The sequence below is a fragment of the Bacteroidales bacterium genome, assembly GCA_023228145.1.
GTDB lineage: Bacteria > Bacteroidota > Bacteroidia > Bacteroidales > CAIWKO01 > CAIWKO01.
Map to the genome: position 1 here is coordinate 109,752 of JALOBU010000003.1, position 18,488 is coordinate 128,239.

Genomic DNA, 18,488 nt, shown 5'->3' on the forward strand with positions numbered 1-18,488 from the left:
TCATGTAAAGGCTTGCATTTCGCATAATTTAAAATAGGCGCCTTTGAGTTCAGTAAGTTCGGCATGAGTGCCTCTTTCAATGATATTGCCGCGTTGTAAAACTATAATTTCATCGGCATATTTTACGGTGGAAAGACGATGGGCAATCACCAGTGATGTTCGGTTTTGCATCAGCTTGTATAAGGCATCCTGCACCAGCCTTTCTGACTCGGTATCCAGCGAGGATGTGGCTTCATCAAGTATCATAACGGGAGGATTTCTTAGCACTGCGCGGGCTATGCTTAAGCGTTGTTTTTGCCCGCCTGAAAGTTTTATGCCGCGATCGCCGATATTTGTCTGATAGCCTTTATCCATCTCCATAATAAAATCATGAGCGTTGGCAATCTGTGCGGCTTGAATCACGTTTTCTTCAGTAACATCGTCAAGCCCGAATGCAATATTATTAAAAACCGTGTCGTTAAAAAGGATTGTTTCCTGTGTTACAATTCCCATAAGCTGTCGCAAATCAGATATTACATAGTCTTTAACATTAACACCATCCATAATAATCTCTCCCGAAGTGCAGTCGTAAAATCGTGGCAGCAGGTCTGCCATCGTTGATTTTCCGGAACCCGAGTGTCCGACGATAGCAAGCGTTTTCCCCTTTTCTATTACCAGATTAATGTTATGAAGCACTTCCTCTTTTTCATAAGTAAAGCAAACATTATTATATATGATGCTTTTATTAAAATTTTTAATGGCGAGAGCATCGGGTTTTTCAGTAATTACTTCTTCGGCAATAAGCACTTGCTCGATACGCTCTACCGAAGCAGCGCCTTTCTGTATATTTGAATATGCATCCGTAAATGATTTAACCGGATTGATAAGTTGCGAAAACATCACAAGATAAGTAATAAATACTGACGCGCTAAGGGTTGAGGATTCGGATGAAAGTATCAGTGTACCTCCGTATAGTAAAACGGCTCCTACAACAATTATTGCCATGAATTCACTCAGCGGGGAGGCGAGGTCGCGTTTGCGGAAAAGCCTTACCATCAGCCTTGTGTAGTCCTTGTTAAGTTTTTTAAATCTGAAGAAAATGTTGTCTATGGCGTTAAATGCCTTAATAATTCTGAGTCCGCCTAAAGTTTCTTCAATGTTTGAAAGCAGGTCGCCCATTCTTGCCTGCCCTTTTTCGGAGGTTCTGCGCAGACTGCTTCCAATCTTTGCAATGATAAAACCGCTGACAGGAAAAAGAACCAGCACGAACAATGTCAGGTGAGGGCTTATCAGCGACATTGAAACAAGGTATGTAACAATAGCAATGGGTTCTCTGAAAATCATCTCAAGAGAAGTCATAATCGTCCATTGTACTTCCTGCACGTCATTCGTCATGCGCGAGATAATGTCGCCCTTGCGTTGTTCGGTATAATAAGCCAGGGGCAGAATAAGTATTTGTCCGTACAAGGCATTGCGAATATCCTGAACAACCCCGTTGCGTACGGGTGCGAGAAAATACATGGCAAGGTAACGAAACAAATTTTTAAGGAAAAATAATATAATAATAGCAATACATATATAAACAAGCGCGGTGAATGCTCCGTTTTCCTGAATAACATTGCTTACCCAATGGTAAAAATTCAATTTAATGGAGTCTGCATCCAGCGACAATGGTGGTGCATCATATACGGGTTCAACCTGCTTAAAAAGAATGTTAAGCATGGGGATGAACAGCACAAAAGAAACAACAGAAAAAATAACGGAAAGAATGTTGAAAAACACAGTTAATGCAGCTGGGCGCCAGTAAGGCCTTACAAACCGAAGTATCTTCCCGAGCTTTTTCATGCTGCAAAAGTAATATTAATTCTGTATAACGTCAGGTGTAATAAAACATTGCAGCCTCTGTCGTGATATTATCACGTTTCTGTGAAGTAACAGTTACTTTGTATATTCTATTACGTCAGCAGAAACAGTAACAGACAGGGTGTTTTTATTTTCTGTGGCTTCTATAATTACATTGCATAATACCCTGCTGTCTTTTAATTCAATACCGGCTTTTTTTGCTTTATTAATAAGGTCGGTTTTGGCTTCAGATACTATGCCTTCCTCTCCGATAATATTAACTCTCATCTTAGGCTCGGAAGCAGTTCCGGAAAAGCTCCCCAGGTATTTAAAATTTTGACCGGACAGATTAACACTCGTTCCATTCATATTTGAATAAATGCCGTGATACAAAGTTGCTTTGCATCCGGTAAGGCCAACAATAACTAAAAAAACTAATAATATTTTTTTCATAGCAATATTGTTTTGGTTTTCCTACTCTTATGGCTTTTCGGTTACGCCCCCGATATATATACTGAACGGGATAGAAATGTTTGTTATTTGTTTGAATTTCAAATATACAAAAATAATAAATGCAATAAAGGTAACATTCTAAAAATAAAATCATAAACTTAAAAATGAACAATTACGATAATTTTTTCAGGATATTTAAAGTGGGTCCACATCAATACTGACGATGACAGAGGAAAATTTTTTGTTCATTTCGAGAATCATCTGCATCACTCTTTCTTTATGTTTTTGAACCTGACCGTCTTTGTCAAGTTTTAAAAGAATATTTTTCAGGTATAAGTTTCTAATTTTCGAAACCATCGGATATTCAGGCCCTATGACTTTTTTATGAAAAAGGAGGCGCAGGTTATGCGTAAGATATGCTGCAGCTGCATTCAGTATATCGGTATCTTTATGTTTTAGGGTTAGTTGTATCAAGCGAGTAAAAGGAGGATAATTAAATTGTCTGCGTTGAATCAACTGCTGGTTAAACATGGCTGTATAGTTATGTTGCAAAGCCAGTTGTATCATAGGGTGGTCAGGAGTGAATGTTTGTATAACAACTTTGCCGCGTTTGCTGCGTCTTCCGGCACGCCCGCTAACCTGTGCCATCAGTTGAAAACTGCGTTCATGTGCCCGGAAGTCGGGATAGGAAAGCATTTGGTCGGCATTTAAAATACCTACGACACTCACATTGTCGAAGTCAAGGCCTTTAGTTACCATTTGTGTCCCTATTAAAATCTGAGTTTTGCGGTCTTCAAAATCGTTGAGTATCTGATGATAGGCATATTTATTTCGTGTGGAGTCCAGATCCATACGGGCGATATTCACTCCGGGAAAAACCATGGCAGTTTCTTCTTCAATGCGTTCAGTTCCAAAGCCCTTGGTGTGAATATTTGTGCTTTTACATGCAGGGCATTCATGGGGAACATTAGTAGAATAACCGCAATAGTGGCACTTTAATAAGTTTGCATGTTTGTGATAAATTAATGTAACATCACAGTATTTGCATTGGGGAATCCAATTGCAGTCGTTACATTCAATTCGGGTAGAATAGCCGCGGCGGTTTTGGAAAAGAATGACCTGCTCTTTATTCTTTAATGCTTGTTTAATTAAATCAAAAAGTTCTATGGAGAAGTATGATTTCATTCGTTTTTGCCGGCTTTGTTCTTTGATGTTGGCAATAGTAATTTCCGGCAATTCAATGTCCCCGTATCTTTTGTGCAATTCCGCCAATCCATATTTTGATGTAATGGTATTATGATATGTTTCAAGAGCCGGTGTGGCAGACCCAAGCAATACTTTGGCTCCATAAAGCTGAGCAAGGTAAATGGCAGCATCACGGGCATTGTAATGCGGGGGTGGATCGGTTTGCTTGTAAGAAGAATCATGTTCTTCGTCCACGATGACAAGTCCCAGTTTGCTGTATGGCAGAAACAGTGCGCTGCGAGCACCCAGGACAATCTTATACGGCTCAGTAATGCTATCATTACTTGTATTCAGGATTTTGTACCAGACTTCCACACGTTCGTCATTACTGTATTTCGAATGATAAACTCCCACCTGCTTGCCAAAATATTTACGGACACGGTTAATGACCTGTGTGGTAAGTGCTATCTCGGGAAGCAGAAACAACACCTGCTGACCCGCATCAATCGTTTCTTGAATTAATTTTATGTACAACTCTGTTTTTCCGCTTGATGTAATACCATGAAGTAACACCACATTTTTATTTTTAAAAGACTCTTTGATGTCGTTGAGACATTGTATCTGATCTTCGGAAAGTATTATGGAGTCAACAGAAATGCTGTGTTCAAAATCTTTAAGTCGTGTCTGGATAATTTCATAAGTTTCAAGAATGCCTTTTGTTATGAGCGCCTGTAACTGTATAGCCGAAGCTCCGGCTTTTTCAAGGAGCTTGGGCCTGCTTATATGTTTTTGAGGAGCATCTGTAAAACGGTTCATTTGCAAAAATGTTAAAAGCAGTTCCATTTGCTTATATGCTTTGCTGCTTAGTTTATCGAGTGTTTTTTGCAATTCGGTTTCGTTGGAATACTCTTCTTTTAGCCTGACACAAACTTCCTTTTTAGGTTTGTATTTTATCTGTATTTCTTCTTCCAGCAGAGCTACCTTTTTCTCGATAAGAGTTTTTACCAGCGGAATAATTTTTTGCTGTTCAACAATCTTTGATATTTCCTGCAATGAAAGTTTTTTCTGTATTTCAAGGGCTTCGGCCACCAGGTATTCTTTTTCAGAAAGAAGTTCGTAATTTTTATTGAAATCGGGGTTTAGCACCAGGCGGCTTTCGCTGGCAAGTTTTAATGAAGATGGCAGGGCGGCATTCATAACTTCTCCCGGGCGGCACATATAATAATTTACCATCCATTCCCAAAAGGAAAACTGTTTTTCATTTACAATAGGTTTTTCATCCAGAATAGATAAAATATATTTTGGCTGAAAATTTTTAGGGACATTCTGATGGATTCTATAAACAAGGGCTGTATAGATTTTCTTTTTCCCGAACTGCACCACCACACGCTGGCCCCGATGCAATTGATTGTTCATTTCAAAAGGCACACGATAGGTATAAAACCCCGGTAAGGGCAATGGTAAAATAAGGTCAGCGAAAAGTGTGATACGTTCCATTATAGTGATAGTATTCTTGCCATATGCAACATGTTTCGGTTAATGTCGCGGTTGTGCTTGGTAGCCTTGTCGAAGGTAGTTAAGCTTATTGTTTTATTTATTTGTCCAACCATAACACCTTTTTGTCCTTGCATTAGCGCTATCACAGCTTCATAACCAAGTGTACTGGCAAGTACACGGTCCATACAGGTTGGCGAGCCTCCGCGCTGCAGATGCCCGATAATGGCTATGCGGGTATCGTAATAGTTGTATTTTTCTTTCACCTTGCGGGCTACTTCAAAAGCGCCGCCCTGGTCATCGCCTTCAGCAACAATGATAATCCCGGAGGTTTTATTTTCGCGACGGTCGTTTTCAAGCTTGGCAATAAGGTCATCAATGTGTGTTTTGGTTTCCGGAATAAGAATGTCTTCTGCACCACAAGCAATGCCACTTCTCAGCGCAATGAAACCTGCATCACGCCCCATTACTTCAACAAAGAACAACCTGTTGTGCGAGGCAGCAGTGTCGCGCAGTTTATCAACGGCTTCAACCACGGTATTTATTGCTGTATCGTAGCCAATCGTAAAATCTGTCCCATACAGGTCGTTGTCAATGGTACCAGGTACACCGACAATTGGAAAATCATATTTATTACCTAATGCCATAGCCCCTCTGAATGTTCCATCACCGCCAATAGCTACAAGGGCATCAATATTGTTTTTTATAAGACAGTTATAAGCTTTTTCAAGCCCTTCTTCCGTTTTAAAAAATTCACTGCGGGCAGTTTTAAGCATAGTTCCACCACGCTGGATGATGTTGGCTACTGAGTGGCGGTACATAGGTTGAGTTTCATCGCTGATTAGTCCTTCATATCCGCGGTTGATTCCGCATACATCAAGTTTATTATAAATTGCCGTTCGGACAACAGCGCGTATGGCTGCGTTCATGCCGGGTGCATCGCCGCCGGAGGTAAGCACCCCGATTTTTTTGAATGCTTTCATATGTTTTGTTCAGATAAGCAAAGGTAAAGTTTACCTTTATTAGTTTGAGTGTTGTTGAAAAAAAAACTTTTAAAAAAAGAAAGATATTCGACTCCTCTGGAGTCGTTTTTTTATTAAGGGGTTATTTTTTTTATAAACATGTGACTTCTACAAAGTCATGAAAATAGGTTTAGGTTTTTAAAATGATGTTGTTGGCATCGTATATTTTTAAAAAAGATACAAAAAGCTACGACCCCATCGGGGTCGAATAGTTTAATAATGTAATATCTGTTGTAACCCCAAAAATTTAATAATAACAGCAACATCCAGGTTTTACTAATAATACAATTTTAAAATAGTACCTTTCAACAAATAACAATCATTAATTTATTTCAAAACTACATCGGGCTTTAATTTAATTTTTTTGGAATACTTATTGCAGAAACTGTTTTATTTTTCTTAATTTTACATTATTAATTTCATTAATATGAAGAAAAAATCCAGAATTTTAACAAAATTAACCGCTATAACAGGCTTAATTACTATCCTTTTTTTATCGTCATGTTTTAAAGATGAAACACCTACAAAAACATTGATGGAAGGTGTATGGACGGTAACACATGTTTATGATGAAGCGGGAGTTGACCATGCAGGGAAAATTAATTTTCCTATTACTGCTTTTCACTTAAGCAGTGATAATACCGTTATTTCAACTGCAGCCCCCCTAACAATGTTTATCGTATATGGTGATAATAAATACACACAAATTGCATCCGATATTGACCAGGTGTTTAATTATGCGGGTTTGGATTTCAGCGGAGGAGAGTATTTTGTGGCAGGTGGAATCGTTGACCGATTCACGCTGGAAATGAAACTTGAGGGCTTGCCGGGGCAAAAATCGCTTACGACATTATTAGATATGCTTGGAATCTCTCAGGATTACCTTGACTTTGTTGTGTATCACAAGTTTATGGATGTAGGTATTTGGTTTGAAGATGAAAATGATACCATGATATGGTCGTTTGACGACCAGACAACAGCAGCTTATAATTCCAAAGATAATTACGGAAATTATGTCCTTTGGTATGGATGGCCGGTTGAGAATTTTACCAAATGCCGTGTCGTATTGAATAAACAGGTTAAAGACCTTAATCAGGTTGTCCAGGATGCGTTGTAATGACTTCTTCCTGAGTTGATTTTGCTTCTTAAAGAAATAATCCAAGTTGTCTTTTTACAAGCGATACAAGGCAAGATGCTTTTTTAGCATAATTCATTTATTTTTGCAATTTATTACTCAGGCATTTAAAGTTCCTGAAAAATATGCAATACCATTTTTGTGAATAAGAAGCATATGAAACTTATTAAAAAGATATTACTATGGATTACCGGCTTGATAATTATAGTAAATCTTATTGTTGTCGTTAGTGGGAATGCTTATGTTTATAAGGCAATGATTTATCAGTATGCTGGGATTGATGATTACAACTTGTTTGAAAACAGGGTAGTTAAAGCAGGGAAACATATTCCCATTCCAAATGCAGTTTGTTATAATAAAATAAACTTATCCGATGAGTTCAGGAAATATTTGCTGGAATCCGGAACAATTGCTTTGCTGGTTTTAAAAAACGATTCGGTTTATTATGAAGAATACTGGGATGGGCATGATAGCAGTACCATATCAAATTCGTTTTCGGTAGCTAAAAGTATTGTAAGCATATTAATAGGTATTGCAATTGATGAAGGGAAGATTAAAAGCGTTGACCAAAAAGTTTCTGATTTTATACCTGAATACGCTGGCGGCTTGAATGAGCAACTCAGCATAAAGCATCTGCTGACCATGAGTGCAGGTTTTGATTGGTGCGAAGAATATGAGAGCTTATTTGGTCAGACAACCAAAGCCTATTATGGTCGTAACCTAAAAAAAATACTTTTACAATTGAAGGTTATAAATACACCCGGGAAAACATTTGTCTATCAAAGTTCAAATCAACTGGTTCTGGCTTATATTCTCGAGAAGGTTACTGGCATGAAACTTAGCGAGTATGCGTCTGAAAAACTATGGAAACCTTTGGGAGCAAAGAATGATGCCTTGTGGAGTCTTGACAAAAAAGAGGGGTTCGAAAAAGCTTTTTGCTGTTTCAATTCGAACGCCAGGGATTTTTCACGTATAGGTTTGCTTTATCTGCACGGTGGTGTTTATAATGGACAAAGAATAATTTCGGAAGAATACGTAGAAGAATCGTTTGAGCCTGCCTCGTTGGTCGATGAAAACGGAAATAAATTTGAACATTACGGCTATTCATGGTGGCTTTCAACTATCGAAAACAAAACCTTTTATCTTGCTAGAGGCATATTAGGGCAATATATTATGATTTTTCCGGATGAGAATATGGTAAGTGTGAGGTTGGGTAAAGAAAGCCCAGAAAAAAACGGGCTTTCAGCATGTGATTATATAGCGATGCATATATTGAAAGAATTTGGGAATATTGGTTACGTGTCGGACAATAAATAAAATGACCTAAGAATATTGACTTTACAATAAATTTATATGAAAATTAAAGTTGAATCTGTAAATATATCAGAAGAAAAGGGGACGATTAAACATCCGGCAAAAAAGGTAATAATTACATCCACAGGCATTGAAAATGATGCACATTCTGGCGACTGGCACAGGCAAATTAGTATGTTGTCATCTGAAAGTATTACCAAATTTGAAAACCAAGCGGGAAGAAAAATCAATTTTGGAGAATTTGCCGAGAATCTTACTGTTTCAGGTATAAATCTGGTTGATACTGCCCCGCTGGACCGTTTTGAAATTAATGATGTTATATTGGAAGTAACACAGATAGGAAAAAAATGTCATGGGGATTCCTGTGCAATTTACAGGGAAGTAGGGAATTGTGTTATGCCTAAAGAAGGTATTTTTTGCAGGGTTTTACACGGGGGTGTTATACATCCAGAGGATACAGGGGTTTATAAACCAAAAGTTTTTAAAGTTTATGTTATAACACTTAGCGATAGGGCAAGCCAGGGTGTTTATAAAGACCTGAGCGGGCCAAAAATTTCTGAAATGGCAGAAAAATTTTTTAGCTCTAAAAAAAGACAATCCAATATCGAAAACACTTTGATACCCGACGATGCTCAATTGCTTGAACAGTTGGTGGCACAAGCAATAAACAAATATGATATTATTATTACTACAGGCGGCACGGGTATTGGACCTAAAGATTTTACTCCTGATATTGTAAAATCCTTATTAGAAAAAGAAATCCCGGGCATTATGGATATGATACGTTTGAAGTACGGTCAACAAAAATACAATGCTCTTGTAAGCCGTTCCATTGCGGGTGTTGTTGGGAAAACATTGGTGTTTACATTGCCGGGCAGCGTAAAAGCCGTCGAAGAATATATGAATGAAATTACTAATATGCTTGAGCATTTGATTTACATGTTACATAGTCTTGATTATCATTGATGTTATCAGAATTAAGAATTTATATTACCCAATCAATAAAAATTGAATATGTCATCAGGAATAACTAGAGAAAAAGCATTTGAACTGCTTCAGGAGTATATAAAAAAAGAAAACATGATTAATCACTGTCTTGCCTCCGAAGCGGTGATGAAAGCCTTAGCACGCAGGCTGGGCGAGGATGATGAAAAATGGGGTATAGCAGGCCTATTGCATGATATTGATGTTGAAATTACTAATGCTGACCCAAAAACACACGGACAAGTTGCAATAGATATATTGATAAATCATGGTGTTGACCCCGAAATAATTGAAGCAATTAGTCTTCACAATGAAGTTTCGGCCCAACAACCGCGAACAACCGTTTTCCATCATGCGCTGGCTGCCGGAGAAACTATTACCGGGCTTATCATTGCAACAACTCTTGTTTATCCTGAAAAAAAACTTTTTGCAGTGAAATCAAAATCTGTAGTAAAACGAATGAAAGAGAAAGCCTTTGCTGCATCGGTAAAAAGGGAAACCATTATGGAATGCGAACTGATAGGGTTGCCCATAGCCGAATTTGCTGAAATTTCGGTCAATACAATGCAGGAAATAGCTGCCGAAATTGGATTATAAAGCCCTTGTTATGAAAGTAAAAATACGTAAAGCTAAAAAAGAAGATATTCCCCAAATAATTGCCATGATAAAAGAACTGGCAACATATGAACGGGCGTCTCAGGAAGTAACTGTAACAGCCCGCGATCTGGAAAAGGATGGATTTGGAAACAAGCCGGTTTTTGAAGTTTTGCTGGCTTTTCAAGGGAAAGAAGTTGCAGGGATGGCATTTTTTTACATCAGCTATTCTACATGGAAGGGGAAATGTCTTTATCTTGAAGACATTATTGTAAAAGAACAATTCCGCAGGCATCAAATAGGACATGCTCTTTTTGCGGAAGTGATTAAAAAAGCAAAAAAAATAGAAGCTAAACGTTTGCACTGGCAGGTTTTAAACTGGAATGAACCAGCGATTAATTTTTACAAAAAGTACTCTGCAGATATAGATGCTAACTGGCTTAATGGAAAATTGACTGAAAATCAGTTGAAGGATTTAAATATATAAATGTACTAATAAGGATTATCCTTTATAAATCATCCACATCCTCTTCAGGCTCTTTATCGGGAATTTCTGTGTCATCATCCGTATCCTTGATAGGAGTGTCAGGGATATCGTCCTTGGCAAATAACTGTTCTGAAAGTTTTTCTTCGGTTGTATTGTCAATTTTTACATCAACCTTTATAAGGTAACTTGCACTGGCAGTATCAACAGTAACCGCATAAAAAAAATCGTTATTTGGTTTTGTTACCTTAAAAACGTGATATTGATACCCATCGGGGTATTTGTTATATAGTGCCTCTTTTATTTCGGGAGAGGCGTTATTGATATGTACAATAACCTTTTTTTTATTTTCCATTTTATACTTTGATATTTAATTTATGCAAAACGCATGCATTTATCAAATAGTATACCGATTTAATAAAAAAGTGTAATGTGAAAAAACATTTTCACGAATAATTATTGAATTAGCGCAATAATAGGACAGAACCGCTTTGCTTGTGTTTGCGTTTTGTTATGTCTTTATAGGTTACAACCCATGTGTAAACACCGGATTCTCTGAGGAGTTTCCCGTTAACTTTTCCATCCCATCCTTTTTCTATGTCGTCCGATTCAAAGACTTTTTTGCCCCACCTGTCAAAAATCAGCATATTGAATGTATTTTCAAGTATTCCTGTTCCTTTAACAAGAAATACTTCGTTTTCGCCATTGTTGTCAGGGGTAAAGGCATTGGGTGCATAAAAAGTAATACTTTCTCTTATATATAAATCTCTTTCAGCAGTATCTCGGCAATCGTGTTCTGTTGCTATGTAAAGTACAACGTGGAAATAACCCGTATCAACATAATGGTGAAGTGGGTCTGTTTCGTTTGAATATTCGCCATCGCCCAGAGCCCAGTAACTCCAATAAGTATTATCTGACAGGTTGTCAAGGAATATCCAGGAATCTAAAATATCATTTCCGCTATATACCGGCATAAAATCAGCGTGAGGCTTGTGGTAAACTGTTATCCAATCGTAGTTTGTGACAGAATCCAGGCACCCGTGATTTGAGGTGACATAAATGGTTACATCATAAATTCCTTCATCTTCATAAATATGAACAGGATATTTTAATGTTGAGGTATCTCCATCACCAAAATTCCACAGATAGGTTTGTCCTGAGTCGGCTGTGGTTTCATAAAATTGAACGATCAACGGCTCACAACCCTCAAGAGGATCTGCTTCTATATTGATTTCGGGCAAGGGCCATAATTCGATGAGTGTTGTAGTGTCACTAATATCGCAATTATAAAGGTCTGTTACAACCACAGAATAGGTTCCCGCTGGAAGGTTATTGGCCACAGAATCGCTGCCGCCAAAAGGATACCATGTGTAAACATATCCCGGTGTGCCTCCGGTAACATGAGCGGTGATTTTGCCGTCTGAACCTCCAAAACATGTAACATGTTTGGGTTCAAGCCAGATGTATAAAGGTGGGTCAATATTGGTGATGAAAACAGAATCGTAAAAATAACATGGCCCTGAATCGTAAACGGTTACATAATACCATCCGGCAGCTAAATTGGAGATGGAATTACTGGTGTTGTTTGTTGTGGTCGAGTCTCCTGTTGACCATATATAAGTGTATGGGGGCGTTCCGTTTTCAACAAAAGCAGTTATTACACCGTTTGTGTCTCCATAACAAATAATATCATTCGTTATCATTGCGTCCATGGTCATGGGCGGATTAGGAATAATTTGCTCGTCGGGCATGATGGTATCGTAAATACCCGTCTGATTTGGAGTCCATCCACCCAGTTGCCATGTTTCATCAAACCAGGTAATAGGAATATATCCCAGAGGGAGTGTAATGTTGATTAACGGGCCTATGTGAATTGTCGGGTCTGTGGGTGGTAAAACAACAGCAGGCGTACAAATTTCCGGAGTGCAAACAGTTTGCCAACAAGTGTCAGGATTTGATTTTTCAGGGCAGGGCGTAGGAATAAGGATACAATTTTCAGGTATGCAAATATCGGGGAGTATAGGAAAAGATGGCAGATTAATCCAAAATTCAAACGCAGTAATATTAAAATAAAATGCCATACTATCCCATGTGTGGTTGGTAAAATCATTGGTCAGATAATGTTGTATGCCCATATCCCATATCGGGTAGCCGTCGCAGGGGTATTTAAAGTTAAGGTCGTAGTCAACCTGAATATCTATAACAGCAGAGTTCCCAGAATTCACTAACGCGTCTCCGTTACCAGGGTCGGTAATAGTCCACGGGACACTTGTAGGGAATGTGAATCTGGTCCATACGGTGGGGCAGAGGGTGAAATCCTGTACCATATGTTCATTTATTCCAAAATTTAATGCAAGTAGGGTATAGTCAATTGATATCCCCCCTCCGATATCAAGTGTGCCGCTTAACCATCCGACATAGGGTTGTATGGCTGGAAAAATAGCACATAAAAAATCAATAATGTCCAGATTCAAATGTAGCCACAGATCGTTACCACTGGCGTATATACATTTATCAGCTCCGAGCCAGTCGTGGGTTTCAACATATGGAATATCAATCCATCCAGTCAATCCTATGTTCCACCAATCCTCAATGATGATAGGAAGTAAATCGTCATGGCAAATTGTGAAGAAAAATCCGTCCCAACAGGGATAAGCAACTTCTCCTGTAATGGAATTAAGGTAGAAAATATTAATGGAATCTGTTGGCACTTCAATATCAATGATAGTAAAAGTTACACAACTGAAAATGCAAACAGTTGCCGATAAGTCAACACCGAAACCGAAAAACAAATCAAGCTGAATAATGCCGGTTGTTGGAAAGTGTGTAGTAAGATCCCATCCTGGTCTGACGGCATATTCTGTATTAATGGTAATCCATTGACCGGGATTGAAAGTATAATTATCTGGAAATGTAAGGTCAATTGTTACCGGGTATTTTGCGTCAACAGAACCTGATGTAAACCCATGAATACCAAATACTGAAGATGCTTCCAGCCACATATCTAAATTAAACTCAGCTCCAAAATCACCTAACCATGTATCAAAAATTTCTCCAAAAGTCAAATCTTCATCAAAACTGATATCAAACAGGGTTATATCCATGTCAATGGAGAAAGGGTCGCCGTCGGGGCCCCACATGTTTTGATTTTGTGTAACCCAGTCAACATTGTGTGTTACGGTATGTGTCTGCGAAAACACTTTTTTGTTAATACCGGGTATTAACAATAATAAGTAAAAAACAAGAAGAATATATTTTTTCATACACTATTAATATCCCTTAGTCAAATTTTACAGACAACAAGCTTTCCTTCAAAGGTGCGAATAAAACTTTTCGAGCTACAGCAGGATAGTTTGCGTTAATCCATATTGTACGGTTATAGTCACCTGTAAACAGCATCATGCGTTCATATTCCATTTCCTGTTCGCTGTCCTTACTTTTAACCGGAAAACTTACGAGAAATATCACCGCTTCTTTTTGCGCTTTTGTTTTAATATTTTCTTTTGTAATCAATTTCATCTTTTGGGATTCCAGATATTCTTTTGTGAGGCTTTGTGCGACAATTGGATAGGGAGTTCCTGAAATTTCCTGAATGGAGATTGAAGAAGCCGCACCTTCATGCATAAACCCGAAAACACCATCGTTTACAAAAGCTTTAAAATAAGCGGGAGGTACAATCTGGATATTGCTGTTAGGAACAGTTACATAGGCATTAAGAATGGAATCTTTTTGTTCTTGTGTAAATCCCTGAGAATAAAGACATTTAGAACTCAGGAGAATAAAAAAGATAATTAATAACGATGTTTTTATAATTTTTTGGGTTATTGTATGCATAAATGTTTGATTATATTGCTTAATTTACATTATAATTTATGACAATACAGAATTGTAATTAGTTGTATAACGTTAAAAAAATAAGATAAATGGGTGTTTAATAGTTTTATTTTTTAATAATATAAAATTTTATGCTTATATATGGTTTCATTAAGTTTTAATGTTAAGATATAAACACCTTTAGCATGGCCACGGAAATCAATGACACGCTGATTATTAGTTAAAACTAAATAATTATAATCAAGGGTTTGTCCCTGAGCATTTGTAATTATTATTTCACAATCATTACATATTTCTTTAAAATCAATATATAGCTCGTCACTTGTAGGGTTAGGATAAATGTTGTAGTAAGAATTATCCTCAGAAGTTCCAATTCCTGTGTTATCAACCACTGTGATTACAATACTGTCAGAAGATTTACATCCGTAACTATTTGATACTGTGACGACATACATATGTGCCCCCACTCCGGCTGTTGTTCCGTATATGGTAATTGTTTGAGTTTGTACACCAGTTGACCAGTGATAAGTACTAAAGCCAGCTCCCGCATCAAGGACAATTGGATCCCCATATAATAAAATAGATTGATCTGTCCCTATATAAACATTTGGCAATGGGTGGACAAAAAGCTGTACACTATCCGTCGTGTCAGATGGCGGGCAACTGTTTGTTATTTTGCAGCGGTACCAGGCTCCATTTAAATTCATAGCTGCATCGTTGATTTGGTAATTTGCAGAAGCAGCGCTTGGCCCCGGGGCGTTTGACCATAACTGTTCACTAGGAAGTTTTCTCTCCCACTGGTAACTGAGGTTTCCTCCTGTTGCAGTTACGCTTATAGTTGTATCAGAGTTTACACAAACATGTGTGGATACGGGTTGTGAAGTGATAGCCGGGCTGGAATAAACAGTTAAAGTGACCACGTTGGAAGTCACAGAAGGTGTACAATCTCCGGATATTGTGCAACGGTATTTGTAACCACTCATTGAGGGTGTAATGCCTGTTATTTGGTATGAATTTGTATTACTTGTGCCAGATGCTGTATCCCAGGATACTCCGCCATCTGTGCTCTCTTCCCACAAATAAGTAATGTTTGTTCCGCTGGCAATCAGGCTAAATGAAGCATTGAACCCCTGACAATTACTTTGGTTTGATGGCTGACTCTGGATTGTTGGTAATGCCTTGACAGTTAACACAGCAGAATCTGAAGTTAGAGTCGGAGGGCATGCTCCGGAAATAACACAATGATATTTATAACCGTTGAGTGCTGTTGGGGTGTTGCTGATCTGATAGGTGGCTTGTGTGGCAGTGGGGCCTGTACAGTTAGCCCAGGTGTTTCCACCAGCTGTTTGCTGTTGCCACTGATATGTAATATTTGAACCTTCGGCTGTTACCGAAAAACTAGCATACTGCCCCTGACATATTGTAAGATCAGATGGGTGTGAATTAAGAACCGGTGCAGTTTTGACATGCAATATAGCATATTGTGATGTAATATTTTGTAAGCAGTTTGATGAAATTATACAATGGTAATAATGTTCTATTGTAGTGTGTGTTGCGCTTGGAATAATATACTCAGGGCTGTTTGTTGCGCCGGGAGCAGGCAGCCATGTTGCTCCGTATGTGTAACTGTACTCCCACGTATATGTAACAGGGTTACTTGATTCAACTTCAACGGTAAACACAGCAGAATCACCTTCGCAAACAGTTATTGTTTGTGGTTGTGATATAATATGAGGAGTAATTAATTCATAGGCTCCTATATCAATTCGTCCGCCAAAAATTCTCGTATTGCCACCAAAGTCATAAGCTGGCAAATGTAAGCCTGTTGTGTCCGTTGTTCCATTGTTATAAAGATGCGAACAACCATCCAGCGACCAGTCAGCATTTATTCCGGAAAACCCGGAACCTACACCACCGGGCAGTTCCATAAATGCGGGTATGGTATCAATATTATGAAGATAAATACCAGCAAAGACTAATGTGTCAACATATGCATAAGCAAAATCAGTAGTATCACCGGAAACATCACAGTATTGAAATTCCGGGACACAAAGGGTATCGTTGATATAAACCTGGTTGCCAGAGTCAGACGCTGTGTTGTAATACAAAATACAGTTGGTGATCACGGGTGATGATTCGGAAAGTAAAACGGCACCGCCAATATCGCTGCTGTTGTGCGAAATTGTAGTATTGGTAATATCTGGGTTACTTTTGTGTATTTTCAGTCCGCCTCCTTCTGTCGCGGCTGTATTGTTCACAATAATAGAATTTATCACTTTGATATCAGATGAGTCGCAGAAAATGCCGGCACCATTTGTAGAGGTGTTGTTTGCAAAAATGCTGGTGATGAATTTTGATTGCGTTATTTCAGAATAGATGCTCCCTCCTGAAAAAGCTGTATTGTTTATAAATTCGCAATTCAATGTGTATATATCTGCCCCATTATAACAATATATTGCTCCGCCTTTTCCATTGGTATTATTTGCTGAATTGTTTCTGAATTTGGTGTGCTTAATTTGAATGTCTGAACTGTCAGCAAAAATTGCCCCGCCATCCAGTGCGGAATTATTGGAAAAGAATGAATGATCTATTTTAATTTTTGAGAAATTTATTACAGAAATTGCTCCACCTTGGAGGCTGCTGTTTTTTGCATAAGAGAAACTGCAATAATTAAATTTTGAAGTATCATTTGCCAAAGCTGTATTCTCAAAAATAATACCTTTCCATCCATTAGTCTGATTTTTAGAAGTAAATATGATACTATCAGCTTCTGTGCCATTGGCGAGAATTCTTCCATTGACATATATTCCATAAACTCCCTGAAATTCTATATAAACTTTAGGCTCAATGTTTAAAGTAATATCGTCGTCAATAGTTATATCGCAGGTTATTTTCACGGTGTCTGCATTCCATGATGTATTTTCAGAAATAGTGCCGCAAAAACTGACAACTTGTTGCCTCTCATAAGCGCCCATATCAATTCTACCCATATTGATTCGTTGATTTCCTGAAAGGTCATAAGGGAGTAGTTTTAATCCAGCAGTGTCAGGTGTGCCGGCATCCATACATGGGGATGTTTGTTTTATCAGAAAGTTATTAGCATTAGTATCTTCAAATTGAGGGGCAGCCGAAATGTTATTTATATAATCACCTGCATATGTTGAAACGCCTCCGCCACCAAAAGCAGTCGTGCCGCCTTGTATATTACAATAATAAAAATCGGGGTCGCAGCCCGGATTAAGAAGAGCCACCTGGTTCCCGGTACTTGAACCTGTATTATAATACATGATTGTATTGTAAAAAACAGGGCTTGAAAAAATGCATGATATTGCACCTCCGTTGGTAGCTTTATTATAAACAAAAGTGTTGTTGTTTATTTCGGGCGAAGAATAAAAGCATCCAATTCCTCCACCCAGATATCCCATATTTCGCTGAAAAAGATTTCCATGTATCCGCGATGTTGTGGTGTCGGAACAAAACATACCGCCACCGGCAGTACTGGCAAAGTTTGTGTTGAAAATATTATTATAAATATGAGTAGTTCCAAAAAAGATAAAAATACCCCCTCCGTTTGCACTCTTGTTTTCTTTAAAAATGTTTTCTTTAATAATACCGTCGGATTTACGGATATAGATTGCTCCCCCATAAGTTTTTGATGCATTTTTTTCAAAAATGCAATTTGAAACTAAGATATTTGAAAATTCATCTAAAAATATAGCCCCCCCGTTGGCATCATCTCCCGTACCATTGGCTTTACCATATGAAAAATTACAAAACACGAATTTTGAAGTGTCAGAAGAAGTATTGCCGGTAAAGCGTATGCCATACCATCCTCCGGCATTGGAGCTCATATTGGAAAACCCGGTTGTATCATTGATAGTAAATGTAATCGGGCTGTCTTCGTCTCCAATAGCCAATATCTGACCATAAACAATAATTTTATGATGCCCTTGAAAAATTACTTTTGTCCCGGGGTCAATGGAAAGTGTAACACCGGCATTGATACTTAGTTCCCCGTTTACAATTACTGTATCGGCCGACCAAAATGTGTTAAATGTGAGTAATCCGCTGGCATAGATAACGGATGCTTTTACTTGACTACTGAAAACGACAAATAGTGCAGTAACAAAAATTTTTAAAGTAAGTTTCATCATATTTTTTTTCATTA

General features: G+C 38.1%; 13 protein-coding genes. 5 read left to right on the forward strand and 8 right to left on the reverse strand.

Annotated features, from left to right (window positions below; translation table 11 throughout):
* From M0R16_02265 to pfkA, 4 genes are all read right to left on the reverse strand, one after another.
* The gene (locus M0R16_02265; protein MCK9611706.1) at window positions 1-1,824 is read right to left on the reverse strand and encodes an ABC transporter ATP-binding protein/permease; all 1,824 of its coding nucleotides are present in this window, start codon (window positions 1,822-1,824) and stop codon (window positions 1-3) included.
* Window positions 1,825-1,917: 93 nt separating this feature from the next.
* Window positions 1,918-2,274 (reverse strand): hypothetical protein, encoded by a 357-nt coding sequence (locus tag M0R16_02270; protein ID MCK9611707.1) that lies wholly within the window; start codon window positions 2,272-2,274, stop codon window positions 1,918-1,920.
* Between the two features lie 195 nt (window positions 2,275-2,469).
* Entirely contained in the window at window positions 2,470-4,956 is a 2,487-nt protein-coding gene (gene priA, locus M0R16_02275; GenBank protein ID MCK9611708.1) for a primosomal protein N', read from the reverse strand.
* Complete coding sequence (pfkA, locus tag M0R16_02280; protein ID MCK9611709.1) at window positions 4,956-5,936, reverse strand: 6-phosphofructokinase; 981 nt, start codon at window positions 5,934-5,936, stop codon at window positions 4,956-4,958. The genes priA and pfkA overlap by 1 nt, the downstream gene beginning before the upstream one ends.
* A gap of 466 nt (window positions 5,937-6,402) precedes the next feature.
* On the opposite strand from pfkA, the gene M0R16_02285 reads away from it, so the two are divergent.
* From M0R16_02285 to M0R16_02305, 5 genes are all read left to right on the forward strand, one after another.
* Complete coding sequence (locus tag M0R16_02285; GenBank protein MCK9611710.1) at window positions 6,403-7,092, forward strand: hypothetical protein; 690 nt, start codon at window positions 6,403-6,405, stop codon at window positions 7,090-7,092.
* A 174-nt stretch (window positions 7,093-7,266) separates the two neighbouring features.
* Window positions 7,267-8,427 (forward strand): beta-lactamase family protein, encoded by a 1,161-nt coding sequence (locus tag M0R16_02290; GenBank protein ID MCK9611711.1) that lies wholly within the window; start codon window positions 7,267-7,269, stop codon window positions 8,425-8,427.
* Window positions 8,428-8,463: 36 nt separating this feature from the next.
* Window positions 8,464-9,390 (forward strand): molybdopterin-binding protein, encoded by a 927-nt coding sequence (locus tag M0R16_02295; protein ID MCK9611712.1) that lies wholly within the window; start codon window positions 8,464-8,466, stop codon window positions 9,388-9,390.
* Window positions 9,391-9,438: 48 nt separating this feature from the next.
* Complete coding sequence (locus M0R16_02300; protein ID MCK9611713.1) at window positions 9,439-10,005, forward strand: HDIG domain-containing protein; 567 nt, start codon at window positions 9,439-9,441, stop codon at window positions 10,003-10,005.
* A 10-nt stretch (window positions 10,006-10,015) separates the two neighbouring features.
* On the forward strand, window positions 10,016-10,489 hold the full coding sequence (locus tag M0R16_02305; GenBank protein MCK9611714.1) for a GNAT family N-acetyltransferase: 474 nt from the start codon (window positions 10,016-10,018) through the stop codon (window positions 10,487-10,489).
* A gap of 22 nt (window positions 10,490-10,511) precedes the next feature.
* Here M0R16_02305 and M0R16_02310 read toward each other — a convergent pair whose 3' ends face one another.
* The 4 genes from M0R16_02310 to M0R16_02325 form a co-directional block, all read right to left on the reverse strand.
* Window positions 10,512-10,841: a hypothetical protein gene (locus tag M0R16_02310; protein ID MCK9611715.1), complete on the reverse strand. Its 330-nt coding sequence runs from the start codon at window positions 10,839-10,841 to the stop codon at window positions 10,512-10,514.
* Window positions 10,842-10,950: 109 nt separating this feature from the next.
* Entirely contained in the window at window positions 10,951-13,749 is a 2,799-nt protein-coding gene (locus M0R16_02315) for a gliding motility-associated C-terminal domain-containing protein (GenBank protein MCK9611716.1), read from the reverse strand.
* Between the two features lie 16 nt (window positions 13,750-13,765).
* On the reverse strand, window positions 13,766-14,320 hold the full coding sequence (locus tag M0R16_02320) for a hypothetical protein (protein ID MCK9611717.1): 555 nt from the start codon (window positions 14,318-14,320) through the stop codon (window positions 13,766-13,768).
* A gap of 113 nt (window positions 14,321-14,433) precedes the next feature.
* On the reverse strand, window positions 14,434-18,474 hold the full coding sequence (locus M0R16_02325) for a T9SS type A sorting domain-containing protein (GenBank protein MCK9611718.1): 4,041 nt from the start codon (window positions 18,472-18,474) through the stop codon (window positions 14,434-14,436).
* Between the last annotated feature and the right edge of the window lie 14 nt (window positions 18,475-18,488).